Annotated in this window: 18 protein-coding genes, 3 tRNA genes and 4 pseudogenes; 9 read left to right on the forward strand and 16 right to left on the reverse strand. The window is 49.6% G+C overall.

The features are described 5' to 3' along the window. Window positions 1-64 precede the first annotated feature (64 nt). From E8E00_RS03770 to E8E00_RS03780, 3 genes are all read right to left on the reverse strand, one after another. Window positions 65-140 (reverse strand) — tRNA-Asn (locus tag E8E00_RS03770). A 222-nt stretch (window positions 141-362) separates the two neighbouring features. Further along, window positions 363-438 (reverse strand) — tRNA-Asn (locus E8E00_RS03775). A gap of 140 nt (window positions 439-578) precedes the next feature. Then, a tRNA-Asn gene (locus tag E8E00_RS03780) sits at window positions 579-654 on the reverse strand. A 656-nt stretch (window positions 655-1,310) separates the two neighbouring features. Here E8E00_RS03780 and uvrB point away from each other — a divergent pair. The 3 genes from uvrB (at window position 1,311) to E8E00_RS03795 (ending at window position 5,466) form a co-directional block, all read left to right on the forward strand. Beyond that, window positions 1,311-3,338 carry an excinuclease ABC subunit UvrB gene (gene uvrB, locus E8E00_RS03785; protein WP_069590912.1) on the forward strand — a complete coding sequence of 676 codons (2,028 nt, stop codon included), beginning with the start codon at window positions 1,311-1,313 and terminating at the stop codon, window positions 3,336-3,338. Between the two features lie 305 nt (window positions 3,339-3,643). Next, window positions 3,644-5,089: a quorum-sensing sigma-54 dependent transcriptional regulator LuxO gene (gene luxO, locus E8E00_RS03790; protein WP_167314671.1), complete on the forward strand. Its 1,446-nt coding sequence runs from the start codon at window positions 3,644-3,646 to the stop codon at window positions 5,087-5,089. Between the two features lie 17 nt (window positions 5,090-5,106). Next, the gene (locus E8E00_RS03795) at window positions 5,107-5,466 is read left to right on the forward strand and encodes an Hpt domain-containing protein (RefSeq protein ID WP_069590917.1); all 360 of its coding nucleotides are present in this window, start codon (window positions 5,107-5,109) and stop codon (window positions 5,464-5,466) included. Here the strand turns inward: E8E00_RS03795 and E8E00_RS03800 are convergent. The 3 genes from E8E00_RS03800 to E8E00_RS03810 all read right to left on the reverse strand — a co-directional run bounded on the left by E8E00_RS03800 (window position 5,428) and on the right by E8E00_RS03810 (window position 7,738). After that, a complete protein-coding gene (locus tag E8E00_RS03800) occupies window positions 5,428-6,330 on the reverse strand; it encodes a YvcK family protein (RefSeq protein WP_077640054.1) in 903 nt (300 codons plus the stop codon). The two genes, E8E00_RS03795 and E8E00_RS03800, sit on opposite strands and share 39 nt — an antisense overlap. A gap of 240 nt (window positions 6,331-6,570) precedes the next feature. Then, complete coding sequence (locus tag E8E00_RS03805) at window positions 6,571-7,143, reverse strand: LON peptidase substrate-binding domain-containing protein (RefSeq protein WP_077640055.1); 573 nt, start codon at window positions 7,141-7,143, stop codon at window positions 6,571-6,573. Window positions 7,144-7,333: 190 nt separating this feature from the next. Further along, the gene (locus E8E00_RS03810; RefSeq protein WP_069590921.1) at window positions 7,334-7,738 is read right to left on the reverse strand and encodes a MerR family DNA-binding transcriptional regulator; all 405 of its coding nucleotides are present in this window, start codon (window positions 7,736-7,738) and stop codon (window positions 7,334-7,336) included. Between the two features lie 586 nt (window positions 7,739-8,324). Between E8E00_RS03810 and E8E00_RS17125 the strand changes: the two genes are divergently transcribed. The 5 genes from E8E00_RS17125 to E8E00_RS03830 all read left to right on the forward strand — a co-directional run bounded on the left by E8E00_RS17125 (window position 8,325) and on the right by E8E00_RS03830 (window position 15,032). Next, a complete protein-coding gene (locus tag E8E00_RS17125; protein ID WP_157893162.1) occupies window positions 8,325-8,489 on the forward strand; it encodes a hypothetical protein in 165 nt (54 codons plus the stop codon). A gap of 645 nt (window positions 8,490-9,134) precedes the next feature. Further along, window positions 9,135-10,805 (forward strand): ABC transporter substrate-binding protein, encoded by a 1,671-nt coding sequence (locus tag E8E00_RS03815; protein WP_096629408.1) that lies wholly within the window; start codon window positions 9,135-9,137, stop codon window positions 10,803-10,805. A 121-nt stretch (window positions 10,806-10,926) separates the two neighbouring features. Next, window positions 10,927-11,847, forward strand: a complete 921-nt coding sequence (gene oppB, locus E8E00_RS03820) for an oligopeptide ABC transporter permease OppB (protein ID WP_069590926.1) — start codon at window positions 10,927-10,929, stop codon at window positions 11,845-11,847. A 10-nt stretch (window positions 11,848-11,857) separates the two neighbouring features. Further along, window positions 11,858-12,769 (forward strand): oligopeptide ABC transporter permease OppC, encoded by a 912-nt coding sequence (gene oppC, locus E8E00_RS03825; protein ID WP_069590927.1) that lies wholly within the window; start codon window positions 11,858-11,860, stop codon window positions 12,767-12,769. 151 nt (window positions 12,770-12,920) lie between these two features. Then, window positions 12,921-15,032 carry a methyl-accepting chemotaxis protein gene (locus tag E8E00_RS03830; RefSeq protein ID WP_096629405.1) on the forward strand — a complete coding sequence of 704 codons (2,112 nt, stop codon included), beginning with the start codon at window positions 12,921-12,923 and terminating at the stop codon, window positions 15,030-15,032. Between the two features lie 16 nt (window positions 15,033-15,048). Here the strand turns inward: E8E00_RS03830 and E8E00_RS03835 are convergent, their stop codons facing one another. The 5 genes and pseudogenes from E8E00_RS03835 to E8E00_RS03855 all read right to left on the reverse strand — a co-directional run. Beyond that, window positions 15,049-16,197 (reverse strand): cupin domain-containing protein, encoded by a 1,149-nt coding sequence (locus tag E8E00_RS03835; RefSeq protein WP_096629403.1) that lies wholly within the window; start codon window positions 16,195-16,197, stop codon window positions 15,049-15,051. A 110-nt stretch (window positions 16,198-16,307) separates the two neighbouring features. After that, window positions 16,308-17,674, reverse strand: a pseudogene (gene purB / locus E8E00_RS03840) (adenylosuccinate lyase). Window positions 17,675-17,700: 26 nt separating this feature from the next. Beyond that, window positions 17,701-18,344, reverse strand: a pseudogene (hflD, locus tag E8E00_RS03845) (high frequency lysogenization protein HflD). 13 nt (window positions 18,345-18,357) lie between these two features. Continuing rightward, window positions 18,358-19,467: pseudogene (mnmA, locus tag E8E00_RS03850) on the reverse strand (tRNA 2-thiouridine(34) synthase MnmA). A gap of 376 nt (window positions 19,468-19,843) precedes the next feature. After that, window positions 19,844-20,482 (reverse strand): annotated as a pseudogene (locus E8E00_RS03855) (pseudouridine synthase); the annotation flags it as partial. A 139-nt stretch (window positions 20,483-20,621) separates the two neighbouring features. Here E8E00_RS03855 and icd point away from each other — a divergent pair. Then, window positions 20,622-21,872: an NADP-dependent isocitrate dehydrogenase gene (icd, locus tag E8E00_RS03860; protein WP_096629397.1), complete on the forward strand. Its 1,251-nt coding sequence runs from the start codon at window positions 20,622-20,624 to the stop codon at window positions 21,870-21,872. A gap of 55 nt (window positions 21,873-21,927) precedes the next feature. Here icd and E8E00_RS03865 read toward each other — a convergent pair whose 3' ends face one another. The 5 genes from E8E00_RS03865 to pseF form a co-directional block, all read right to left on the reverse strand. Then, complete coding sequence (locus E8E00_RS03865) at window positions 21,928-23,250, reverse strand: IS4 family transposase (protein WP_096629381.1); 1,323 nt, start codon at window positions 23,248-23,250, stop codon at window positions 21,928-21,930. Window positions 23,251-23,396: 146 nt separating this feature from the next. Continuing rightward, window positions 23,397-24,446, reverse strand: coding sequence for a pseudaminic acid synthase (gene pseI, locus E8E00_RS03870; RefSeq protein ID WP_096629394.1), 1,050 nt, complete (start codon window positions 24,444-24,446; stop codon window positions 23,397-23,399). Continuing rightward, entirely contained in the window at window positions 24,430-25,008 is a 579-nt protein-coding gene (gene pseH, locus E8E00_RS03875) for a UDP-4-amino-4,6-dideoxy-N-acetyl-beta-L-altrosamine N-acetyltransferase (RefSeq protein WP_096629391.1), read from the reverse strand. Before pseH ends, pseI begins: the two co-directional genes overlap by 17 nt. Continuing rightward, complete coding sequence (gene pseG / locus E8E00_RS03880; protein ID WP_096629388.1) at window positions 24,999-26,093, reverse strand: UDP-2,4-diacetamido-2,4,6-trideoxy-beta-L-altropyranose hydrolase; 1,095 nt, start codon at window positions 26,091-26,093, stop codon at window positions 24,999-25,001. The genes pseH and pseG overlap by 10 nt, the downstream gene beginning before the upstream one ends. Then, the gene (gene pseF, locus E8E00_RS03885) at window positions 26,090-26,794 is read right to left on the reverse strand and encodes a pseudaminic acid cytidylyltransferase (protein WP_096629386.1); all 705 of its coding nucleotides are present in this window, start codon (window positions 26,792-26,794) and stop codon (window positions 26,090-26,092) included. Before pseF ends, pseG begins: the two co-directional genes overlap by 4 nt. Window positions 26,795-26,796: the final 2 nt, after the last annotated feature.

Below are 26,796 nucleotides of genomic sequence, written 5' to 3' on the forward strand. Positions count from 1 at the left end.
GCGACATAATCTGCGCCGCAGACAGGGTAAACACTTAGAGATAATATCGATGCGATAAGGAAGGTGGCTCCCCCTGCGGGACTCGAACCTGCGACATACGGATTAACAGTCCGCCGTTCTACCAACTGAACTAAGGGGGAACAGATTTTTTGAAATTGGCTCCTCCGATTGAACTCAACGGTGGCGCCTAGCCCAGTGACATATTCCGCATAGCGGAACGGTTAGCTTGAATAACTAAATCTGTCATTGGACACAAAATTGGCTCCCCCAACTGGACTCAACGGGGGCGCCCAGCCCAGTGACATATTCCGCATTGCGGAACGACTAGCTTGAATAACTAAATCTGTCATTGGACACAAAATTGGCTCCCCCAACTGGACTCGAACCAGTGACATACGGATTAACAGTCCGCCGTTCTACCAACTGAACTATGGGGGAATTGCTTTTCAAGAATAACTTCCACCATATGGTGAAAAGTGGCTCCCCCTTGGGACTCAACGGGGACGCATAGTCCTGCAACATATTCTGCGTAGCAGAAATGATACAGGCAATGCGAAACGCATAATTTCTCACAAAAGTGGCTCCCCCTGCGGGACTCGAACCTGCGACATACGGATTAACAGTCCGCCGTTCTACCAACTGAACTAAGGGGGAATTGCCTTGAAAGCGGGGCGAATCTTAGCGAGCAGATTTAGGGGTGTCAACGGGATGCAGTGAAGAATTTTGACCTTTTTGACTGAGTGTTGAAAAGGTGAACGCTATATGTTGACAATTCGTGCAAAACGGCAAGTTTTCCATCTTTGGCTTGTATGGTATGTCTTGACTGGTGAGAAGGCAGAGTGCACAAGGCTTCTGCGGAGTTACCCACAAATTCTGTGGATAAGTGTGTGTGCAGATCTTGAGGAAGTCACTATGGTGTTGATTTTATGCGTGCGGCGAAAATCAATCCATTTATGTTTTTTGGTTAAGGTAATGAAAATTGGTGTTTTTTTTCTAAGAATGAACGTTGTGAGAGTACGGTCTGATGTATGTTTATGCACAGTCTAAAAAACAAGCGATAAGTGAATAGCGGGGATAGATTATCGAAAAAAGGCGGTGGCTTTGCCCAGGTGTTGGCGTTTTGAAAGTGTCTTTAGCGGAGATTTCCTAAAGCGGAAAGACAGTCTATCTAGGTCGTTTTTTAAGGTCAACGTTTATGGATAAAAAAGATCGATTTGTCGTTCGCTTTGGTAAAATGGCTCGACAGATTGACTCGATAAAGTGAGTCCGGACAATAGCGTGATTGGCTTGTGGCCCAAAAGGATAGCTTGATGAGTAAAACATTTTCTCTTCGTTCTTCGTTCCAACCATCCGGTGATCAACCTGAAGCAATCCATAAATTATGTGAGGGGTTGGAAGCTGGGCTTGCACATCAGACCTTGTTAGGGGTCACGGGGTCGGGAAAAACCTTCACCATGGCGAATGTGATTGCAGAGCTTAATCGTCCGACCATGATTCTTGCCCCTAACAAAACATTAGCGGCGCAACTTTATGGCGAGATGAGAGAGTTTTTCCCTGATAATGCGGTTGAGTATTTTGTTTCCTACTACGACTACTATCAGCCGGAAGCCTATGTACCCTCTACCGATACTTTTATTGAGAAAGATGCATCAATAAACGATCACGTAGAGCAGATGCGACTCTCTGCAACAAAAGCGCTGATGGAGCGACGTGATGTGGTAATCGTGGCCTCTGTGTCAGCTATTTATGGTTTGGGGGATCCCGATTCCTATTTAAAAATGATGCTGCATATTCGCCGAGGCGACTTGCTTGATCAGCGTACTATCTTAAAGCGGCTCGCCGAGCTTCAGTATACGCGCAACGATCTCGCGTTTGAGCGAGGCACATTTCGGGTGCGCGGTGAGGTCATTGATATTTTCCCCGCCGAGTCTGATCAAGATGCCATCCGCGTTGAGCTATTTGATGATGAAGTTGAAACCATTAGCGTATTTGACCCCTTAACTGGCCAAGTCAGTGCCAGAGATATTCCGCGGTGTACGATTTATCCCAAAACGCACTATGTCACACCGCGAGAGCGGATTTTGGATGCGGTTGAGAAAATCAAAGTGGAGCTTGCTGAGCGGAAAAAGTATCTACTCGACAATAACAAACTTCTCGAAGAGCAGCGCATTACTCAGCGGACGCAGTTCGATATCGAAATGATGAACGAGTTGGGTTATTGCTCAGGAATTGAAAACTATTCGCGCTATCTGAGTGGACGCGCTGAGGGTGAGCCACCTCCGACGCTGTTCGATTATCTGCCTGCCGATGGACTGTTGATTATCGACGAGTCGCACGTGACTGTCTCTCAAATCGGGGCAATGTTTAAAGGCGACCGCTCACGAAAAGAAACCCTGGTGGATTATGGCTTTAGGTTGCCATCAGCACTCGATAATCGCCCGCTAAAATTTGATGAGTTTGAAGCTCTGGCACCGCAAACGGTCTATGTCTCCGCAACGCCGGGTAATTATGAGCTTGAGAAGTCCGCGGGAGATGTGATTGATCAAGTAGTGCGTCCTACCGGCCTGATTGATCCTGAGATTGAGGTACGGCCTGTCGCGACGCAGGTCGACGATTTGCTTTCCGAGGTTCGAGCGCGCCGAGAGCGCGATGAGCGGGTGTTAGTGACCACGCTCACCAAACGCATGGCCGAAGATCTGACTGAGTATATGCAAGAGCATGGCGTTCGCGTTCGGTATCTTCATTCTGATATTGATACGGTGGAACGTATGGAAATCATTCGTGACCTACGCTTGGGGGAGTTCGACGTATTGGTCGGGATTAACTTGCTTCGTGAGGGGCTCGATATGCCAGAAGTCTCTCTGGTTGCTATTTTGGATGCCGATAAAGAAGGCTTTTTGCGCTCTGAGCGTTCTTTGATTCAAACCATCGGGCGGGCGGCGCGTAACCTCCACGGTAAAGCGATTTTATATGGCGACAGTATTACAAAGTCGATGAAACGGGCGATTGACGAAACCGAACGACGTCGAGCTAAACAAATTGCCTATAATAATGAACATGGCATCACCCCGCAGAAATTGAACAAAAAAGTCATGGATGTGATGGAAATGGCGGCGGGTAAACGCGTGAAGAAAGGTAAGCCAGCCATGAAGTCGCTTCGCGCTGTGGCAGAGCCGGATGCAGATTATACACTGCAATCGCCTCAAGCCATTGATGCTCAGATTAAGAAGCTGGAAGGACAGATGTATGAAGCGGCGCAAAACTTAGAGTTCGAAAGCGCGGCACAATTACGCGATCAAATTCAAGTGCTGCGAGAGCAGTTTATCGCGAATAGCTAAATAAAAAAAAGCCAACCTAAAACGACAGGTTGGCTGTAGTGTTTCAGTGAGCATGTACTCACAAACAACGTCAGTTGGCTAGGTGACCCCAAAAGGGTCATCCTCTGTTATGCATTCAGCGTGCCAACTATTATAATGCGGCTTTACATGGACAAACCGTGTGGTTTTAGTGAGTTGTTATCATTAAACTGCAAATGTGATTGCATAATGCAACGCATTTCGCATACGCTCGCGCAATTATTATGAGCGTGACGCATAACAATTTCATCGATTATGGGATGCGAGACGCCACCCTCGGAGGACAAATGCCAACACTATCACACAGTAAACGCATACTGATGGTAGAAGACACCGCGTCAGTGGCTGCCCTTTACAAATCTTACCTAAACCCACTTGATGTGGAGGTAGAGATCGTTGGGACGGGTCAGGAAGCGCTGAATTTCTTTGCACAACAGGGTGATCAGCTCGCGCTAATTATACTCGATCTTCGTTTACCGGATATGTCGGGGATCGACGTATTGGCTCATGTCCGTGCGAACGCGCCAAGTTTACCCGTGATCATTATGACCGCGCATGGGTCTATTGACGCGGCGGTGGATGCGATGCGCAATGGCGCCAACGATTTTCTGATCAAGCCGTGTGAAGCAGATCAACTTAGGGTGACGGTGAATAAATCACTCAAGCCAAAAGTAGCGAGTCAATCCCAGTCTGAACGGCAAGAGGGAGAATATCATGGCTTCATCGGTCGCAGTTTACCCATGCAAGCGGTCTATCGAGTTATAGAATCGGCGGCGCCCAGTAAAGCCACCGTCTTTATTACCGGGGAAAGTGGCACGGGTAAAGAAGTGTGTGCCGAAGCCATCCATGCGGCAAGTACGCGCAGCAATAAACCCATTATTGCCTTGAACTGTGCGGCGATTCCCAAAGACTTGATTGAAAGTGAGCTATTTGGTCACGTGAAAGGCGCGTTTACAGGTGCAGCGGCTGAGCGTGATGGAGCAGCGGAGTTAGCGGATGGCGGCACCTTGTTCTTGGATGAGATTTGCGAAATGGATTTGGATTTGCAATCCAAATTGCTGCGATTTATCCAAACCGGCACGTTTCAAAAAGTCGGCTCTTCCAAGGTAAAAAAAGTGGATGTCCGTTTTGTGTGCGCCACAAACCGGGATCCTTGGTTAGAGGTTCAGCAAGGAAAGTTTCGTGAAGATTTGTACTACCGACTCCATGTGATCCCTCTCGCGCTTCCGCCATTAAGAGACAGAGGCAGTGATGTCCTAGAAATTGCCAATGCCCTGTTGGCGCTGTTTTCTGCCGAGGAAGGAAAAGACTTTTGTCGCTTTAATGAGGCCGTTGTAAAACAACTGCTTGAATATGATTGGCCCGGAAATGTTCGTCAACTTCAGAACGTAATCCGCAATATAGTGGTGCTGCACAATGGTGAGGAAGTCACTGCCGAAATGCTTCCACCTCCTTTCGCGCGCGCATCTGGTGTCGAAATTGCATCGTCCCATCCGAACACTCGGTCAGAGGTGGCACTGCAAACGTTGACGGCACGCGAACAGAGTGATGATAACCTGACTGCAATCAGTAAATCGGATATCGAACCGCTTTGGAAAACGGAAAAACGTGCCATTGAAGTTGCGATTGATGCCTGTAATGGCAACATTCCGCAAGCAGCAGGATTATTGGAAGTTAGCCCCTCGACCATTTATAGAAAATTACAAGCTTGGCAAAAAACTGCGGCGAATTAATGATAGGAAGCGGATGTATGGCCACCACAGTGAACACTGAAACATTACGTCGACTGGCTTTGGAAGTAGGGGAAGATACTGTCACCGTGCTTTTAACGGTATTCAGCGATGAGCTTTCCCAATATCATTCTCAGCTTTCAGGCTCACCGTCGATTGAACAGGTACGAGAAATTAGTCATGCGATTAAAAGCAGCGCCGCTAGCTTTGGCGCAGACGATTTAGCGGAAATGGCCCGTGAGTGCGAATCTCGTGTCCGTCAAGGACAAGATGAGTGGATGTCACACCATTTGGACGAGCTGACCGATATGCTACGCGGCACAGCCTCGACTTACCGAGACTTAGCTGTTGAGCAGGACTTCATCAATAGCTTGACGTAGTTTGTCTCTATCATGACGCCAACTGTGATTTGAAGAGGCCAATTGGGCCTCTTTTTGTTGATAACGCTCAGCTAAACTCGCCTCTGCCGTTTCACCCAACACCCAGTCGATTTCTCGTCCGCCCATCGCTCGTTCACACCATGTCAGCATGGTTGCCAAGGGCATCGCGCCGGCGGGCCCCAACTCTTTACCTAGGTTACGAATAAAGACGATTTTGGCTTGGCTCTGTTTGAGAGCGCGACTGAGTTCAGGAACCAGTAATGGGGGCATGACGCTGGTCAGAAAGCTTCCTGGTCCGAGCAAAATGACATCCGCCAACTCAATCGCTTCGACGGCCTCGCGTGTCGCAGGCACTGTCGGTGATAAGAATAGTCTTGAGGGTGGTTGAGGAAGCTCATCAATATGGGTTTCTCCAGCCACCGTCTCCCCATCGGCGGTCAGCGCAGCGAGATCAGAAGGGTGCTCTGACATAGGGAGAATATGTGTTTTTACATTCAGCAAATCACGGATCAACTGAATGGCTTCGAGCGGACGAACCGACAGGTTATCTAATGCGGTTAGGATCAAGTTCCCGAGGTTGTGACCGTTTAATTCCCCTTTACCTTTAAAACGGTACTCAAAGAGCATGGAGCCGACAGACGGTTCCGTGATGAGTTGATTAAGACAGTTACGCATATCTCCCCATGCGATCCCGCCTTGGCAAGCACGGATACGGCCCGTCGAGCCACCATTATCTGTAGTGGTGACTATGCCTGTGACACGACTGCCATGCTCGCTTAGCGCCGACAGCACGCGACCAAGTCCGTGTCCGCCACCAATGGCGACAATGCGGGTTGTTCGATCAGAAAGAGGCGATAAGGTCATGAGTAACCGTTCGATGTGCTATGTACGTAAACGCCGAGTTTACTGAATAAGTGACCGAAAGTGTAAAAGTCAGAGCAGGGTTTTGTGAATTGGCAATAAAAAAGGGTAACTGTGGTGGTTACCCTTGCCTATAAAATCACCAAATCAAGTGAATAGGCCAAATCGCAAGGCAGCACTAAAAATAGGGGGATAAAGGGGTGACGCTCGACACGTCACCGCTTTTCCGTTTGTTTGGCCGCGTTAATGCGGATCTTGCATCATGCTAAGAAGGTAATCCCGCGTGGTGCCACAAGAGTTGTTGGCCATCAGCTGCTGTTTCTCTGTAGTAGGAAGTGGCAGCAATTCGAGCCAACGCTGACACAGCCAGCTCAGGTTAGAAAACTCGGTTTGGCGGTGCATTTTTTGCAACTCTGGATACCGTTCAAACATCGACTGTAATCGCTCGACAAGGGGTTGGCTTTGGTCGTCTACTTGACAATCGGGCCAGCGAGGCAGTGCACGCACAGAAGCAAACAGCATCTCGCTCTGTTGTTGGTTAAAAGTTTGGATTGAAAAACGTGCAGTGCCGCGGGCGGTGACAACTAAACATCCATCTTCCTGGCTGGTGGTGAAGTCTTCGATATCGACAAAGGTGCCAATATTGGTGTGTTGCCATTGGCTGTTGCTGTCCGCCATACACACGCCCAACGGTAACCCATGCTTCATGGCGAATACGAGCGTATTCAGCGCATTACCCGCAGGGATACGAAGCGGAATTCTACCTCCAGGTAGAATGTGGCGGTCGTTAAACAAAATCGGTGTAGATTGAGCCATAATGCACCCCCTGACGAGCAAATAAATCGGTCTAGTAATCTAGATACTGCAAAAGGGGTGCCTACTTTTCTAAATGCCTATGTATCCTAGTAAGGACAAGGGAAGCCGGTGTTTTTAAGACAAGTAGAATCGGTTTAGTCGCATTTTGCGACGCAAATGTATGAGCTTTTGTACTATTCTGCAATGACGCTTATGAAGACGGTTGGCGACTCCACTTGCTGAGTTGACGATAACACTGAGTTTCGGCGCGATTGAGCTCGTCCATGATGGCTTGGATGTCTTCTTGTTGTTGCTGCAAGCGACGTTGACGTTGCTGAATGGCTTGAATCATTTGTTGGAGTGCGCGCGGTGTGTTTTTTTCCGCGTCGTACAGTTCAAAAAGCTCTCTCATTTCTGCCAAAGAAAAGCCGAGGCGTTTTCCCCTCACAATAAGAGACAGGCGCAAATAGTCTTGATATCGATATAAGCGCTGCTGACCTTTACGCTCAGGCGCGATTAATCCTTCAGCCTCATAATAGCGAATGGCTCGATGTGACAGGCCAAAGAGTGTTGCCAGTTCAGAAATTTTGTAGCGATGGTTGACCGAGGTTGCCATGGCATCAATGTCCCTATTGTTGCACGTTGCTGCATAGTAACCGAGCTCAGCGACATCGCAAGGTATGGCGTCGGTATTTTTGGATAAAAAAATAGCCTCCAAGGGAGGCTATTAATTATTTACTTTCAATCGCAACTGTTAGCTGTCGCGTTGTGGTTTTTTGCCCTTATTTGGGTTGTAACCATGACGAACGCGCGCGCACAGTGGGCGAGAGGTTGAACCTTGTGGTCTCATTGTCAGTTGTAGCTCTTTGTCGGAAGTGAAAACTGTGATGGTGTCGGGAACAACTCACCATCACGTGTATGATGGGCTAGATGTAATCGAATAACAATCTTATTTGCTCAAAAAAGCAACGATATTGGTATTTCGTCTAAACAGAGACTTATTATCATTTAATGTTATTAAAACAATCCGGTAAGCGGTCGATAACGCGCGGTGGAGTATCCATTGACAGTGTTTTGCTTTTCCTGTGACAAAGGTGTAGCTTAAATGTTGCACAAGCGGTTTGTACTCAAACGACTTTTAGGGCGCCAATCGCCTTAGTTTGAGTGTCTGTGCCGAATGGCTACTTGTTCAGGAGGACACAATGAAGCACAAGCGCTATAGCAATAAGAAAATCAAAGAAATGATCCACGACGCAGTACCACAAATGGAAAAAGCCCGGGAAGAAGGGCGTTCTTTATACGATCAGGATAGAGACTCGGCTCAGGAGGACCATCCCGCTTTCGAAACCGATGAAGCCAAAAAATAGAGTTTGATTTCTTTGACCTAGCCAGCGAAATTCGCTGGCTTTTTTATATCTAGGCTGAGGTGAAGACTCACTGCTCCTAACTAACATATTGATGAATATGTTATTTATTTGGTCGCTCCTATCAGCGCTGAGAGCGGTTGTTTTGTGACCGTGGTACCTCTCTGACATTATGGTAAAGCGTTAGGGTTGAGTTTTATTGACAAATAGCGTTTAGTGGCATCATTTACATATGAGTAACATTTTCGGGTTTGAGCTGAGTGTGATCGTCTGCAGATAAATAGTGTCATAGCGGTTTGTCCGTTTTTCGAGCGGAATGATAGCCGCAAATGGCTAGCCAGTACGCAGAAACAGTATAAATGGAAATTTATTCGGTTTTTTTATTCTTTCTGTGAATAAAGTGCTATCTGCTCCAGCTCTTACCAGCGCAATGTTCTTATTCTATGTTTTTATCTAGTTAAATATGAGTTTTTATTGCCGTTTTATGGCAAAATACTTCAGTGTTGTGGCAAAACACAGCGCTGATTGGTAATGTTTTGCCATTAATCCGCACAGGTCGGTGAGCAATACGTGTTTAGGCACGAAGGACGCTTTATCCCCTGTGTTGATTGTCACGGATGCATATAGCGATTGTTATGGAGTTACACGATGAAGCTAAACACGATCACCCGAACCCTCTTTATGGGCGCTGGCCTATCTCTGGCTCTTACAGGATGTAGTGAACCAGAGCAAAAACAAACCTCCCAAACGAGCCCTGAAACGAAAACCGAAGCGCCTGCTGGTGAGCCGAAACTTGCTGAAGTGCAAGAGTTGGTTCGTGGTAATGGTGCAGAAGTCGCTTCACTCGACCCGCACAAGACTCAAGGCGTGCCTGAATCTCACGTCATTCGTGATTTGCTGGAAGGCTTGGTTAACCAAGACGCCGACGGCAATGTGATCCCTGGGGTCGCAGAGCGCTGGGAAAACAAAGACAACAAAGTGTTCACCTTTTACTTGCGTAAGGATGCTAAGTGGTCAAACGGCGATCCTGTCACCGCACACGACTTTGAATACAGCTTTAAACGTGTTGTCGATCCGAATACCGCGTCACCATACTCATGGTATGTCGCTTATACCCATATGCTCAATGCCAAAGACATTGTTGATGGCACCAAAGACAAAGACACTTTGGGTGTGAAAGCGCTCGACGATCACACCCTGCAAGTCACCTTAGATACCGCGGTGCCTTATTTGGTGAAAATGATGGGTCATACCACCATGAAGCCAGTCAACCAAAAAGTCGTTGAGAAGTATGGCGATCAGTGGACAAAACCCGAGCACTTTGTGGGTAATGGCGCTTATGTCGTTGATAACTGGGTAATCAATGAGCGCATTGATCTCAAGCGTAACGAACAGTATTGGGATAATGAAAACACGACGTTAGATAAAGTGACTTTCTTACCCATTGAAAACCAAGTTTCGGAAATGAATCGTTTCTTGGCCGGTGAGATTGATATGACGTATGAAATTCCCAACGAGCATTTCCGTCGTCTTAAACAGGAGCACCCTGAAGATCTTTCGATCGTTGGTAACCTGTGTAGCTACTATTACATATTTAACACCAAGCGAGAGCCCTTTGATGATGTTCGTGTTCGTAAAGCCTTGTCTTACGCCATTGACCGTAATGTCGTGACTGACGCGCTACTGGGCCAAGGCCAAAAGCCTGCTTACTTCCTCACGCCGGAAATTACAGCGGGCTTCTCACCAGAGTTACCGGCTTATGCGAAAATGACCCAAGAAGAGCGTGATGCAGAAGCAAAACGTCTTCTCAAGGAAGCCGGTTTTGACGAAAGTAATCCACTTGATTTCTCATTGCTCTACAACACCAGTGAGAACCACAAAAAACTGGCCGTTGCGATTGGTCAAATGTGGAAAGACAAGCTGGGTGTGGATGTAGAACTCAATAACCAAGAGTGGAAAACCTACCTGAGCACCAAGGATGAAGGTGACTTTGATGTGGCACGCGCAGGTTGGTGTGGTGACTATAACGAAGCCTCTACCTTCTTAACATTGATGCGCAGTACCAATACATCAGGCGGTGTGCATTACGACAGCAAAGCCTACGATGCCATCATGCAAAAAGCGATGGAAACCACGGACGATGCTGAGCGTGAGCAACTGTACCTAGACGCAGAAGCGCAAATGGCGAAAGACATGCCTATCGCGCCTATCTATCAGTATGTTAAAGCGCGTCTCCTTAGCCCTAAAGTGGGCGGGTTCCCTGCGAATAACGCTGAAGAGAAGATCTACTCTAAAGATCTTTACATTAAAGCGGAATAAACTCCTGATTCACAGCTAACTAAGGGAGTCGCCATCGGCGACTTCCTTGGCTGGCTGTCGCTGTCTGTGAGGTCTATTCAGACAGCGCTCGCTGTGATTCTCAAAACGATACGGTACAGCTATGTTGAAATTTATCGCTAAGCGAATTTTGGAAGCCATTCCAACTTTGTTGGTATTGATCACTGTTTCCTTTTTCTTAATGCGGTTTGCGCCCGGCAACCCTTTTTCAAGTGAGCGTCCGTTACCCCCAGAGGTAATGGCCAACATTAATGCTAAGTATGGCTTGGATAAGCCGGTGTTCGAACAATACACCACCTACCTTGGCAATATTTTACAGGGTGACTTTGGTCCCTCATTTAAATACATCGATTTCTCGGTGAACGAACTGATCGCGGGGGCATTTCCAGTCTCTGCCCAAATCGGCGCATTGGCGTTTTTGTTCACTTTAGTGTTTGGGGTCACGATTGGCACCATTGCGGCACTCAAGCAAAACACTTGGATTGACTATGCCATCATGTCGACAGCCATGCTTGGGGTGGTAATGCCATCATTTGTTCTCGCTCCAGTGTTGATTTATATCTTCTCGATTAATCTCGGTTGGCTTCCTGCTGGTGGCTGGCAAGGTGGTGGCTGGCAATTCATGATCCTACCCATGATAGGCATGTCGCTGCTTTACGTGGCAACATTTGCGCGTGTTACTCGAGGCAGCATGATTGAAACCTTGAATAGTAACTTCATTCGTACCGCTCGCGCGAAAGGGCTGAGCTACCCCAAAATTATTGTTAAGCATGCACTTAAGCCGGCGATGCTACCGGTTGTTTCCTACATGGGGCCTGCGTTTGTGGGGATTATTACCGGTTCGGTTGTGATTGAAACCATCTTTGGGTTGCCTGGCATCGGTAAGTTATTCGTGAACGCAGCGTTTAACCGCGACTATTCACTGGTACTGGGCTGCACCATCTTAATTGGTACGCTCACCATTCTGTTTAACGCTATCGTCGATATCCTGCTGGCGTATATCGATCCTAAGATCCGTTACTAGGGGTGACATAATGCTGACGAAAAAAGAAAATATTGACGCCCTCGAGAGCTTCTCTGAACAAGTCGATGTGAAGGGTCGAAGCTTATGGCAAGATGCTGCGGTGCGTTTTCGACGCAACCGTGCGGCGATGGCAAGTTTGGTCATCCTGTTTTTGATTGGTCTTAGTGTGATTATTGGACCACACCTAAGTGCCTATGCCTACGATGCGACCGACTGGTATGCTATCCATGCTGCGCCATCATTTGGTATGGAAGGGCATTGGTTTGGTACCGATGCGCTAGGACGTGATTTGTTTACCCGCACCATGATGGGCGGACGCATTTCAATTATGGTCGGTGTCATGGGGGCACTCGTCGCGGTGTTGATTGGTACTCTATATGGTGCCACATCAGGCTTTATTGGCGGCCGCACGGATGCTGTCATGATGCGCTTAGTCGAAATCCTCCAATCTATTCCATTCATGTTCTTCGTGATTGTATTGGTTACCTTCTTTGGCCGTAATATCGTTCTGATCTTCGTGGCTATCGGCTGTATTGCGTGGCTAGATATGGCACGTATTGTTCGTGGTCAAACCCTGAGTTTACGCAGCAAAGAGTTCGTCGAAGCCGCACACGTTTCAGGGGTGAGTACACGCCATATTATTACGCGCCATATCGTGCCAAACGTGCTCGGTATTGTTGCGGTTTACTCGACCTTGCTTGTGCCCAATATGATTTTGTTTGAATCATTCCTGAGTTTCCTGGGACTCGGGGTGCAAGAGCCGATGACCAGTTGGGGGGCGTTGTTGCAAGAGGGTTCTCAAACGATGGAACTCGCGATTTGGCAATTGCTCTTCCCTGCGGCCTTTATGGTGATGACACTGTTTTGCTTTAACTATGTCGGCGATGGTTTACGCGATGCGTTAGACCCGAAAGACAGATAAGTCATCTAGGGTTCTTACCGTAAAAAAGCAAAAATATGGGAAAGCGCAGGTTTATCACCTGCGCTTTTTTGTTATGGTCTAGTTACAAGTGTTTCAAGGATGAGAATAGCGCTGGCGTTATGCGAGTGCGTTGTAATGACAAGGAGCTGTCATGAAATCCCTTTCGATCCAATGGAAAGTCACGCTGGTGGCTGGCGCCTGTGTCGCCATTACGGCAGCAGCGCTGCTGAGTTTTTCGTCGTACGTGAATCAGCAATTCCATCAAACCGTCAGCGCTGCGAGTACGCAGAGCTTAAAACAATCCGCACAGCGCTTAGCGACAAGCCAAGCACAAGTGCAAGCCACCCATGTTCAACGTTCGCTTGATGAGGCGGTGTACCGCGCACAAATGCTGGCCCAAAGTGTGGTGTATTTACAGTATAACGCGGAGCAAAATTTTACGGATAGTGGTGAGCTTCGCGGCTCGATTAATGAACTCGTCCGTCGCTCGGTCGTGAACTTCGACAGTGTACAAGCAGCGTTTGTCGTGTTTAAGCCCAATGCACTTGACCAAGAAGATGAGTTTTACCAATTAGACAGCGAACGCGGCGCCAATGCCTCAGGCCGCTTTGCCAGTCTATGGCAAAAGCGTGGTGACCAGTTGACGCCATCAGTGCTGAGCGAGTCACAAATTAATGATACCGCCCGCACCGCCTCCGGGCAGCCCAGCAATTATTGGTATCAATGCCCGCTCAGCCAAGGTACAGCTTGTGTGTCTGCTCCCCAAAGTGACACAGAAGGCTTACATGTTACGATTTCCTCACCGCTGATGCGTGATAGTGACGCACTCGGTGTACTGGGGATTGAGATCCAATTGAATGATCTACAAGCCTTGATTGAGCAAGCTGACCAAGCACTCTTTGACGGCCGTGGGCATATTAGTGTGATCAGCCAGCGTGGTCAGCTAGTGGCAACTGATGAGCCGAATGCATTGGGGAGTGATATCTCGCAATTGCGTTATGCACCATCTCAGCTGCCAGAGTGGATAAGCGCAGGGGACGCGAAAACGCAGTGGCAGCAAGGTCACTTAATGACCTATGTGCCGATTGCGTTACCCAGTGCAACATGGGGAGTGCTCATTTCGCTGCCGGAACAAGCATTGCTGGCGAGTGCGACACAGCTAGCGTCGCAGATAACCGCGCAACGCGCGCAAGCCGCCACAACTGAGCGTACCTTGGGCGTGATTGCCATTCTACTGGCTTTAGTCGTCGTGAGTCTTGCTGCTCGGCAAATCGTTAAACCATTACGCCTTTTAGCCGCTCGGTTAGCGGAGATTGCGGATGGTGATGGCGACCTGACTCAGCGCATTGTCCTCAAAAACCGCGATGAAATTGGTGTATTAGCTGGGCGGTTTAATCGTTTTCTCGATAAGCTCCAGCCCATCATGGCAAACGTGATTGATAGCGTTAAAGAAGCGGAACACACCGCTAAAGAAGTATCACGCGTGGCGGCGCAAACTCGAGATGGTAGTCGTGAACAAGCCTCAAGCTTGGACGCGGTGGCAACGGCCTCGGAACAAATGACGCAAACGGCGACGCAAGTCGCCCGCCATACCGAATCCGCGCTAAGCGCGGCCAGTGCCGTGAACACTGCAACGGAGCGTGGAGAGGCGATTGTCACAACCTCGTCTGAAGCGATGGCGCGCTTGGTCGAGACACTCAATGGTGCCACGCATGATGCGCAAGCTTTACATAAAAGCAGCCAAGACATTACCGAGATTTTAACCGTTATTGATACCATGTCAGAGCAAACTAACTTGCTTGCGTTAAACGCGGCCATTGAAGCGGCGCGCGCAGGGGAGCAGGGACGCGGGTTTGCGGTGGTCGCAGATGAAGTCCGAGAATTGGCCCAGCGAACCAACCAGTCTATCTCGCAGATCCGTACTGTTATTGACTCGCTGCAGTCAGGGGCTGACTCCGTTGTCTCTGCTATTCACGATGGTAATCAACTGGCAGATCATACCGCGGAAAAAGTGCAAGAAACCGTAACTAGCCTAGATCAAATACGTGCGGCGATGCAGGAGATGATGGATCTGAATAGTGAAATAAGTGCTGCGGCTGAACAACAAAGTGCCGTCTCAGGCGATGTCACTCAAAACGTGACGCATATTCGTCAGCGCAGTGATGAACTCTTGTCGCATGCTGAATCTACCGCCAGCATCGCTAGCCAGCTTGAAGGGTTAGCAGGCCGCCAGCGTGCGCTCACGGCCCAATTTAAAGTATAACCTTGATGAGACGCGGTTACTCTGGTGCTTCCTCGAGAGGATACCAGTAGCCGCGATTGACCCAAAGCGTGAGCATCGGCCAAAACAGGCTATTGTCAGCGGCATCGCCGAGGGTTTCCCAATCAATAAAGCGCTGATTACATAACGCTGGGGTGAGTGACTCACACCCTGCGGGTAAATCAAAGCTTTCACCGAGCATAAAAATCATTTCAGGCTGGTCTGGGTGATAAAACGCACGCAAGCCACTGAGTTTTTCTAAGCAAAGCCCATCTTGCATGGCGGCTTTGAGGCTATCAGGCTGCCACTGCGGATCGGGGCTGAGCAAGTCGAGCTCGTGTCGAGCCTGAGAGAGAAACTCGCCAATCCAGCGCTTTTTACGGGTTTCGTCGTGCATTAACGCCATCATCATCTCATCCATTTGCGCGAGATGTTGTGGATCCAATGCTGCCGGCGCGTCGGGTTGCGCTTGCATGGCTGGCCAATGGAAATGATGGTCGCCTGCTTCATCGACGATAACTTGGTCGGCATAGCTACTCAATAGCTCGCGGGCTTTTGGTGAGCGATAGCCAATTGAGTAACTGAGCGAGGGCTCAAGGGTATCGCCTTCGTGTGGAAAGCCTGGTGGGATATAAAGAATATCGCCCGGCTCTAACACCACATCGATGATGGCATCGAAGCCGGTAATTTGCTTAAGACCTGTTTCCAAATTGGCTTCTTGATACTGTCCCTTGGGTCCGACACGCCAGCGACGACGCCCTTGGCCTTGCACAATAAAGACATCATATTGATCAATATGAGGACCAACGCCGCCATGCGGTTGGGAATAGCACACCATAAGATCGTCGAATAACCACTGAGGCAGTGTCGAAAAGGCACTGGCTAACTCGCGGGCGCCCGGGTGCCAGTGGTTGGCTGCCTGAACAATCAGTTGCGCGTGAGTATCAGGAAAGTCGCTAAAATCCTCAAACGGTCCGTGGGCAACCTGCCATTGACCATTCGCGTGTGTCACCATGCGAGAATCAATATCGGCTTCCATCGCCAAGCCTGCGACTTCCTCTGGGTCGATGGGATCCTCGAAGTCTATAAAGCCTTGGCGGATAACGGTAGGCGCTTGGTGCCAATAGGTAGACATAAAGTCGGCAATGGAAAATTGAAACTGATACATAGCATCACAGGTTAAGAAATTTGCGGCAGTATAACGCGCTGAGCGGGGCGGTGCGAGGGGGATAAAAAACGGCCTCCAAATGGAGGCCGTGAGGTATGGGAGCGTTTTGCTTAAAGTTTGTCAGTGAGCTTGACCGCATCACCAATATAATTGGCAGGCGTCATTTGCTTAAGACGCGCTTTTTCATGCTCTGGCAAATCAAGGCCATCGATAAACTGGCGCATGCCTTCACCATCGACACGTTTCCCGCGCGTAAGCTCTTTCAGCTTCTCGTACGGCTTCTCAATCCCATAACGACGCATTACGGTTTGAACGGGCTCTGCCAGTACTTCCCAGTTTTTGTCCAATTCAGCTTCGAGCGCCGCTTGTTCACTTCCAGTTGCTGATCCCTTTAAGGGTCGAGGTATAAGCAATCAAGGTGTAGCCCACACCCACGCCCAAGTTACGCAGCACGGTGGAGTCAGTCAGATCTCGCTGCCAACGGGAAATCGGTAGCTTTGGCCCAGATGAGAGAAAATCGCGTTCGCCAACCCTAGGTTGCCTTCCGAGTTTTCAAAATCAATCGGGTTCACTTTATGTGGCATGGTCGATGAACCAATTTCGCCCGCAACGGTTTTTTTGCTTAAAGTGACCCAGTGCAATATAGCCCCAGATATCGCGGTCAAAATCGATCAAGATAGTATTAAAGCGCGAGACGGCATCAAAGAGCTCGGCAATGTAATCGTGCGGCTCAATTTGGGTTGTATACGGGTTCCAATCAATACCAAGCGAGGTGACAAAGGCTTCGCTGTATGCGTGCCAATCAATCTCTGGATAGGCTGAGAGGTGCGCATTGTAGTTACCGACTGCGCCGTTGATCTTACCGAGAATTTCAGTACTCTCGACTTGTTTGATTTTGGCGCGCCATGCGGTAGGCAACGTTCGCCATCTCTTTACCCCATGGTCGAAGAGACGCAGGCTGGCCGTGGGTGCGAGAGAGCATAGGCACATCACGGAACTGCTGAGCCAGATCTTTCACCGCCGCTTCAAGGCGCTTCATCTCAGGCAAGATAACGGTATCGCGCGCTTCTTTAAGCATCAGCGCGTGAGACAGGTTATTGATGTCTTCAGAGGTACAAGCGAAGTGAATAAATTCGTTAACAGCATTCAGCTCAGGGTTGTCCGCCACTTTTTCTTTTAAAAAGTATTCAACCGCTTTGACGTCATGGTTGGTGGTGCGCTCAATCTCTTTGATGCGCGCAGCGTCTTGCTCACTAAATTCAGCGGCAATGCGATCCAATAATGCATTGGCCTCATCACTAAACGCAGGCACTTCTGTGATGCTGTCAGTCGCAGCAAGCTTTTGCAGCCAGCGGATCTCGACGATGGTACGATACTTCAATAATCCAAATTCACTAAAAATCGATCGCAAACGCAATCGTTTCGTGCCATATCGGCCATCGACCGGGGAAACAGCAGTCAGCGCTGACAGTTCCATTTTTTGTCTCCTGAGTTTCAATCTGATTAGTTACGGGCTAGAATGATTTTGGCCTGTTCAACCATGTTTTTGCGGCCAAAGATGAGGTGTCTGCGTTTGCCGCCAACTTGGCGCCATAATACAGCACTGCGGATCCCTGACAGCAAAATGGCACGCACACGATGTTGAACACCGGTTTGTTGTAAATGCTGAGGATCACCAGAAACTTGAATCCGTGGGCCCAGCGGGCTGATCACGTCGAGGTAAATGCTGGCAAGGTTACTGATCATCTGCTCATCGAGTAAATCGAAATGGCTGACTTGGCGCTCGATGGTTTCAATACGATCACCGAGCTGGGCCATCGCATCACGGCGACTGGCAAGCTTACGCTCTAAAGCCAATAGGTTGATGAGATAGCGCGTCAGCTCCGTCCCATTACGGCCGTTATCGAGTTGATGGATCAGTGTTTCCAAGCCAATACGTAGGCCGCGTTCGCCATCACCTGTGATTTCCCCCGCCTCACCACGAAGACGTCGAGGGTCGAGGAAGGGTTGGTCACAATTATGCTGCTTAAACTGGTGCGCAGCGCATCTTGGTCGCAATATCCCTGACGGGATACATCTTGCACCAACTTGGCTGCTTGACAAATGCTCGCAAAGGCGAGGGTGCGATCATAAATCGTCTCTGCCACTGATCACGGCTCCTTAAATGCGTTGCTCGATGATGCCACCGCCAAGACAAACGTCGCCATCATAAAAACACGGCAGATTGGCCAGGGGTAACGGCAATTTGCGGTTCATCGAAAGTAACTTTAATCGTGTCATTATCGATAGGCGTGATAGTACATGATATATCGTGCTGACGGTATCGTGTTTTCACCGCACAGCGACGTGGCTCAGTGATAACTTCGCGATCGACCCAGTGCAATTGGGCGGCAATTAAGCCTTCTGAATACAAACGAGGATGGTCGTGACCCTGACCGACAATCAGTACATTGCGCGCGACATCTTTATCGACCACATACCAAGGCTCTTCTTTACCATTACCGCCTTTCATGCCGCCAATTCCCAGCCCTTTTCGTTGGCCGAGTGTGTGATACATCAGGCCTTGGTGTTCACCAATGACGTTGCCGTCCGTGGTTTCAATCGGGCCCGGTTGTGCCGGCAAGTACTTAGCAAGAAAATCAGTAAACTTGCGCTCACCAATAAAACAAATACCGGTCGAGTCTTTCTTTTCGCGGTCACGAGGCCTTGTTCTTCAGCAATTTGGCGTACTTGTGGCTTTTCCAGTTCGCCCACGGGGAACAGACTCCGCGCGATTTGCTCATGGCTCAATGTATATAAGAAATAGCTTTGATCTTTATTGTTGTCCAAGCCGCGCAGCATTTGTGCTTTTTCGCCATTTTCTGGGAACGAACGGCGTACATAGTGACCCATAGCAATGTAGTCAGCGTCTAGCACTTCGTCAGCAAATTCGAGAAATGCCTTAAATTTGATTTCTTTGTTACAAAGAATGTCTGGATTAGGCGTGCGGCCTGCTTTGTACTCCGTTAGGAAGTGCTCGAAAACATTATCCCAATACTCAGCGGCGAAGTTGATGGTGTGCAGTTCAATGCCTAGCTTATCGCAGACAGCTTGTGCATCGGCCAAGTCTTCTGCAGCAGAGCAGTATTCTTCGTTGTCATCCTCTTCCCAGTTTTTCATAAACAGGCCTTCGACCTGATAACCCTGTTGTTTCAACAAGTAGGCAGAAACGGACGAATCAACACCGCCGGACATTCCGACAATCACTTTTTTGCTGCTGTTATCTGACATGGTGATCACAAATGCTGCTATCAATAAACGGACGCTGAGTTTAACAGAATCCATTCGTCGGATACAGATGTGATAAGGCTCACATGTTAGCCGTTATCCAAAGAAAGTAGATGGGTGGGGTGATGGTCGCGTGACCTGTGACTGATCCGGCATATGTTAATACTATTCATAACAATGAGGGTTAATACTTGGGATTGGATGCCGCGCCATCCTTGGCGCGGAGGGGCTGTGTGCGCAAATCGATCGATGGTGTGTTCAGGTATTCCTAGTACTCATTGCGTTTCTTCGACGGTGCGCGCTTGGACGAGCGAGTGCGCCTACGTGGTGCTTTCCCTTTTGCGCCTTTCGGTTTAGGGGTGAATTGCTCAAAGCCTTTCGGGGGATCCACTTCACGCCACTGGCCCGGCTGTAAATCCTCCAGTTGCCACGGGCCCAGCTGAGCGCGGATCAAGCGCAGCGTCGGGTGGCCGATATGTGCAGTCATGCGGCGTACTTGCCGGTTTCGCCCTTCACGCAAAACCACTTTTAACCAAGTGGTAGGAATGTTTGCGCGATAACGAACCGGGGGATGGCGTTCCCAAACGGTGGGTGGTGCCATTTTGGTGACATCGGCAGGCAGCGTGAGGCCATCTTTTAATTCGACACCGTCGCAAAGTGCTTGGATTGCCTCTTCGCTGGGTTCGCCTTCAACTTGCACCCAATAGGTTTTGGCAGATTTGGAGGACGGCTGGGTCAGTCTTGCTTGTAAGGCGCCGTTATTGGTGAGGACCAGCAACCCCTCGCTGTCCTTATCAAGCCGACCGGCTGGATAGACATCTTTGACCGATACGATGTCGGCTAATGTGCTATCGGCGGGTTCGCCACTGAATTGCGTTAACATATTATACGGTTTGTTAACGAGAATAACGCGTGTAGTGCGTGGGGGTGAAGCTTGAGTGGGCGGTGCTGTTAGCGCTTTTTTCGGTGTGTTTAAAACAGTGTTAGATGCTGGCTTGGCGCGGGGTTTCTTGGTCATAAGGACTGTCAAATAGATTAAACGGCAAATGAGACTTCCGTATTATACACGTAATAATCTGTTTGGCGTGTTGCCTGAATTCAAGTATCCTCAGTGCGCATCTTACACAAAGATAACAAATGGACGCTAGGAGATTAAAATGGAAAGTAAAGTAGTTGTACCGGCGGAAGGTCAGAAGATCACGCTCGACGGCACAAAACTGGTAGTCCCTAACCACCCAATCATCCCTTACATTGAAGGGGACGGCATCGGGATGGATGTTAGCCCTGCAATGATTAAAGTTGTTGATGCAGCAGTTGCTAAGGCCTACAACGGTGAGCGTAAGATTTCATGGATGGAAATCTACACCGGTGAGAAATCCACCAAGGTATACGGTGATGATCAATGGCTGCCTGCTGAAACACTTGATTTTATTCGTGAATACAAAGTTGCCATCAAAGGTCCACTGACAACCCCTGTGGGTGGTGGTATTCGTTCTCTGAACGTAGCCCTTCGTCAAGAACTCGATCTCTACATCTGCGCGCGTCCTGTTCGCTACTTCACTGGCGTTCCTAGCCCACTGAAAAAGCCAGAAGACACGGATATGGTGATCTTCCGTGAAAACTCAGAAGACATCTACGCGGGTGTCGAGTTTAAAGCGGGCACCGCAGAAGCCGATAAAGTGATTAAATTCCTGCGCGAAGAAATGGGTGCCAACAAAATCCGTTTCCCAGAGCAGTGTGGTATCGGTATCAAGCCGATTTCTGAAGAAGGTACCAAGCGTCTGGTTCGTGCGGCTATCGAGTACACCATCGATAACGATCGCGACTCACTGACCATCGTCCACAAAGGTAACATTATGAAGTTTACCGAAGGGGCGTTTAAAGATTGGGCATACGAAGTAGCCAATAAAGAGTTTGGTGCCGAGTTGCTTGATGGCGGTCCGTGGATGACGATGAAAAATCCAAAAACCGGTAAAGAAATCATTATTAAAGATTCCATCGCAGATGCTTTCTTGCAGCAAATCCTGTTGCGCCCTGCAGAGTATGATGTGATTGCCACCATGAACTTGAATGGTGATTACGTATCTGATGCTTTGGCAGCGCAGGTTGGTGGTATTGGTATCGCCCCAGGTGCCAACATTGGTGACGGTGTGGCACTGTTTGAAGCCACCCACGGCACGGCGCCAAAATACGCGGGCCAAGACAAGGTAAACCCAGGTTCGCTTATCCTGTCAGCAGAAATGATGCTGCGTCACATGGGCTGGTTTGAAGCCGCTGATTTGGTGATCAAATCAATGGAAAAAGCCATCGCCAACAAAACTGTGACCTATGACTTCGAGCGTCAAATGGAAGGTGCGAGCCTACGTAAGTGCTCTGAGTTTGCAGACGACATGATTGCGCAAATGTAATAATAGTATTATCGCACGATGATAAAACCCGGCTCATTCGCCTAATGCATGTGAATTAAGCTGAGTTACGTCTTTTAGAAGGCCTAGTCGCATAGCGATTGGGCCTTTTCTTCACTGCTCTTGGATATGTCCTCTCTCGCCTCTCTGGAAGTACAAAGCTCTCTGCCATGTCGAGGATATATCGGAGCACTTCTGGGTATCTTCCAGGTGCGACAGCCGGGAGCATCTGCAACTGACTCACTAAAAATATTGATGCCTGCTTAAAGCCTATTTGGTATGGCATTACCGTGTTCAATGAATACGCCATCTGGCACATCATAAAACGCAGTAGGTTGTAGGCGAGCAACATCCCCCAAAGCTCCTGTTTAACTAACGCCGGTGTTTTACTTCTTAGCGTAAGGCTATTTTGAAGCATGTACTGCTTCATCTCTCGATAGCCTAATTCGATTTCCCAACGATGACTGTAGAGCTCTGTAATATCGGCCCCTATATACCGCTTGGGGTCGGTCATTGACGTCAGCAGTTTGACCTCTTTCCCTTTGACCTTGGTGGTAATGAGTCTCGCCTCCAGTGTATCTGGCGCATCAGCCCATTTCTTTTTCGCTTGAGCAGTTAGCGAGAGTTCAATTAGCTCCTGACCACGCCCCAGTTTTCTCAATGTCTTATATTGCGCCCCTTTTCGTAACGGAATTAGCCAGTGCCTCTCCTTACCTTGGCTTTGCCAACGATGGAGAAGCCCTAAGGCATAAAAGCCTTTGTCAAACAGGGTGAGGCTATTATCTGGGGCTTTATCGATAAGCTGAGCGGTCAGGTCAACCTCACTGACGGAGACGGAGTCAAAGGCAGCACTGTTAAGCAGATGGCTCGTTAATTCCATATGGCAGACCATGCGAACTTGAGGATAGTCTGACGTCGTTGTTTTATTACCGGTTCGGCTAAAAGCCTTATCGTTGTCGGCCGTATCTGGTGTTCGCCAAACTACGCCATCAACAGCATGTAAAGTGAGTCCGTACCAGTCAGGATGTGGGGTCTTCTCATGCCACAATTGCTGAGTTTGGTTGAACACCGCTTCGACTGGCTTGTGCCCCAACTTCTTACGGGCATGGATAACCGCACTCGGCGCAACAAAGGGTTTCTTGCCCGGTAGCAATATATCTAGCTGAGAGACCACCTTACTCATCGATAGATGCCGATAAAGTGACATTCCCACAACGCTCCATACCATCAATTCCATGGGGAGCCTACGCTTACGAATCGTCGCGACGCCTGTGTCCTCAAGACATTGGTGAATGAGTTCAGGGCAAAGGAGATCGGATAGACCATTGAGTTGGTCAGCAGAGAATTGATGTATTCGGTCGAGGGCTTGTCTTAAGAACATAAAAAAATCCGAGTGTGCAGAAACACTCGGATTTTGACACCCTCTCAGGATCGTTCAACCGATCATTTTTTGCTTAACTGATCGGCATTACGGCTCATTCGCCGGGTTTTTTGGTTTGTGGTCTCGGGAATGACCCACTTAGACAATCAGTTTATATCCTCCCACGACAACGCGGTGCCTTTGGTTAACGCGCATGTCGCGCGTTTTCCGAGCACCGCATCATAGTGTTTCGGCGCCAACCCAAAGCCAGGACGAATACTGCGCACATTATCGGGCGTGAGTGGCTCACCGGGCGCGATATCCTCACAGACATACAAAGAGCGCCTAAATTGACGGTTGCTCGACTCGGCCTCTCGGGTGGTGAGGGCGCTTTCTCCTAACGCTTGCCACGCCGCGTGGGTTTGCTCACAAAGCGCACTCAGTGCAGGTGGCGTAAGCGAGAAAGCAGCATCCGGGCCTCCCGAATTTTCAGAGAGCATCACATGTTTTTCAATCACGCACGCGCCGAGTGCCACGGCTGCGATCGCGGCGGTATTGGTCAGCGAATGATCGGATAAACCCGCCAATGTTTGATAGCGGCTGGCTAAGGTTGGAATGGTTCGCAGATGGCTTTGTTCCATCGGCGCGGGGTAGGCGCTGATACAATGAAGCAACACCAGCTCACGACAGCCGTTATCACGGGCGGTCGCTACCGCCTCGGCGATCTCTGTCTCGTCAGCCATGCCGGTTGAGATGATCATCGGTTTACCGGTTTGCGCGGCATAGCGAATCAAAGGCAAATCAATCGCCTCGAACGAGGCAATTTTATAGGCGGGGGCGTTAAGATCCTCGAGCAAGTTAATCGCTGAGCAATCAAAAGGAGAAGAGAATAGGGTGATACCCTCCTTTCGTGCGTGATCAAATAACGGCTTGTGCCACTCAAACGGGGTTTGTGCCCAGCGATATAGCTGATGGAGACTATAACCATCCCATAGTCCGCCTTTGATCTGAAACTCATCGTGGTCGCAATCAAGGGTAATGGTATCGGCGGTATAGCTTTGCATTTTGACAGCATCGGCACCGCAGGCTTTGGCCATGGAGATGGTTTGCTTGGCAAGCTCAAGGCTACCATTATGGTTGGCCGACATTTCGGCAATGATATAGGGAGGATGCTGGGGACCGATCAAACGGCCTGCAATTTTAATGTCGTTGTTCATAAACCGCATCGATATTCAGTTTGGTTTGAAGGGCGCTGGCGTCTTGCTGCCACTCATCAGCGGACAAAGACAGGCACACAATCTCGACTGTTTTTCCCTCAGGCAGGGAAAAGGTGCGTTGCCGACTTTGCGGCGTTTCACGAAAGCCAAAGCGTTGATGTAGCCGAACCACTCCCTGGTTATGACTGAGCACTTCACAGTTCAACTGGGTCACACCCAAGGTCTCAAATGCTAAACTTAATGCGCCAAATTCCATGAGTGCGCCGCTGCCACGCGGTGCATCTGGGGCCGCATAAAAAGCCCAGGTCGCATTTGTCCTATTCTCGCTATCGAGGTCAAGGTTGACCACGCCAAGCGGGGTGTTTGGTTGGCTGTCTACGCGCTTGTAGACGATATAGAAATAACGGTGCGTGTTGGCAAGCATATGGCTGAACCATGCCTTGTGCTCATCATGGCTAATTTCATGCTGAGTGTACATAAACTGGCGAACAGCGGGACGATTGCGCCAATGCCATAAGGTATCACTGTCCGCGTGACTCACCGCTTTAAAAATTAGTTGCATAAGTCATGCTCCAAGGCCGCGACCACGCGCTCTGCGCCTTTTCCATCGGTGATCGCTGGCAGAGTAGGAAGCTGATGCCAGTTTGCCGCAAGATGCTGCAGTGCAGACGCGTAATCTTGCCAGCGGGTGTGCTCACCGCGTCCTAAGTATTGATAGCCCGGCTGTCCGGCGAGATACTCGGCCATGGCGTGTTGGTTTTCCGCCACACACACCAAGGTGCTCGGAACCCCCAAGCAGCTGCGCTCAATGGCGGTCACACCGGCCGCCCCAAACGCATAGCGTGCCCGTGCCATGTGGGCATCAAAGTCCGACAGTGCTTCCACTACGCTAACCCCTTCGGGGACAGGCTCTTTACACAATGCATCGCGGTCTGGGTTACGCCGGCCGGTGACAATTAATAGCGAGAAAGGCAGCCTATCGAGCTTTTGCTCTTCTTCTAGGTGTTGAACGGCTTCTAGGTGCTTCACCGCGTCCACGAGCTTGCGGCTTTCACCGGTCGGGTCCGTGCCGGAGAAAAAGGCGATTACCTTATCTTCCCGCGGCGGCGGAGACTGATGTAAGGCGGCAAATGCTGGACGCAATAGTGCATAGTCTGGCCCCAATAAGCATCGGGTTTGTGGATTTACAAGCCGTGATGCGTAGCGCGTGGTGAGATCAGGCCAAGGATTTTGATCGAGCAAAAACGCGCAATCGTGGGGCCGATTGGCTAAATCATCGACTACCATCACCGGACAGCACAATTGGATGTGAATTGACTGCTCCCAGCGGGCATCGAGGGCGTAATGATCCACCACCATCAAATCCACCGGCTGGTTAGCCACGCATGCGGTTGTCTCTTCGGCATCTTGCCACTGGCTCACACCCAGCCAATCGGTGTTGCTAAGCAAGTTTTTGGGGGCAGGCAACACCGCCACTGTTAAGCCTTGCTCTTGGCTCAACGCTATCAAGTTACCGGGTAAGTCGCGACAGACTAAGGTTACCTGATGACCAGATCCTTGTAGCATGCTAGCCAACACGTGCATGCGGCTGACGTGCCCGGTGCCTATTGCTTGGGAGGCATCGACTCGAATGGCAATATGGCTCATAGCAAGGCCTGTTGCTCCAACAGTTGATACATTAGCTCAGCGCGTAGCCAGTCGTCAGGTTCATCAATGTCTTGCACGCGGTAATGAGGGATCAACACGGCTTTCGAGTGGGGCGCAAAAACCGGCTCGCGCGCTAAAAACGCACTTGGCGTGCCCCAGTAAAACATTCCCGCATCGTGGTACGCCGGTTGTAAGTCTTGTGAACGAGTGGTGAAGTGCTCGGGCCACAACATGCTGACACTGCCATCGGCATCGACATGAATACTGCGCTGAATTGGAAAGGCGTAGCGGGTGGCGGCAAAACTGTATTTGACGGTGTCGCCGTTCAGTAACGCTAAGCCTTGGCGCAAGTCATCCGTGGTAACAAAGGGAGTGGTCGCATACAGGCAGCATACCGCGTGCAAAGGCGTGTGCTGTGGCGACTGGTTAAGCCACTGGATCGCATGCTCAAGCACATCCAAGGTAGTAGCGTGATCACCGGCAATCTCGGCGGGACGTACAAAAGGCACTTCAGCGCCTGCATCGCGCGCCACACTGGCAATGTCGTCGCAATCGGTGGAGACCAAGACGCGATCGAATAGCCCACTTTGACGTGCTGTCGCAATGGCATAAGTGATAATGGGCGCCCCGTTAAACAGTTTGAGGTTCTTGCCCGGAATGCGTTTGCTGCCACCTCGGGCGGGAATAATACATACATTCATCG

The organism is Salinivibrio sp. YCSC6, assembly GCF_004916735.1.
Lineage (GTDB): Bacteria > Pseudomonadota > Gammaproteobacteria > Enterobacterales > Vibrionaceae > Salinivibrio > Salinivibrio proteolyticus.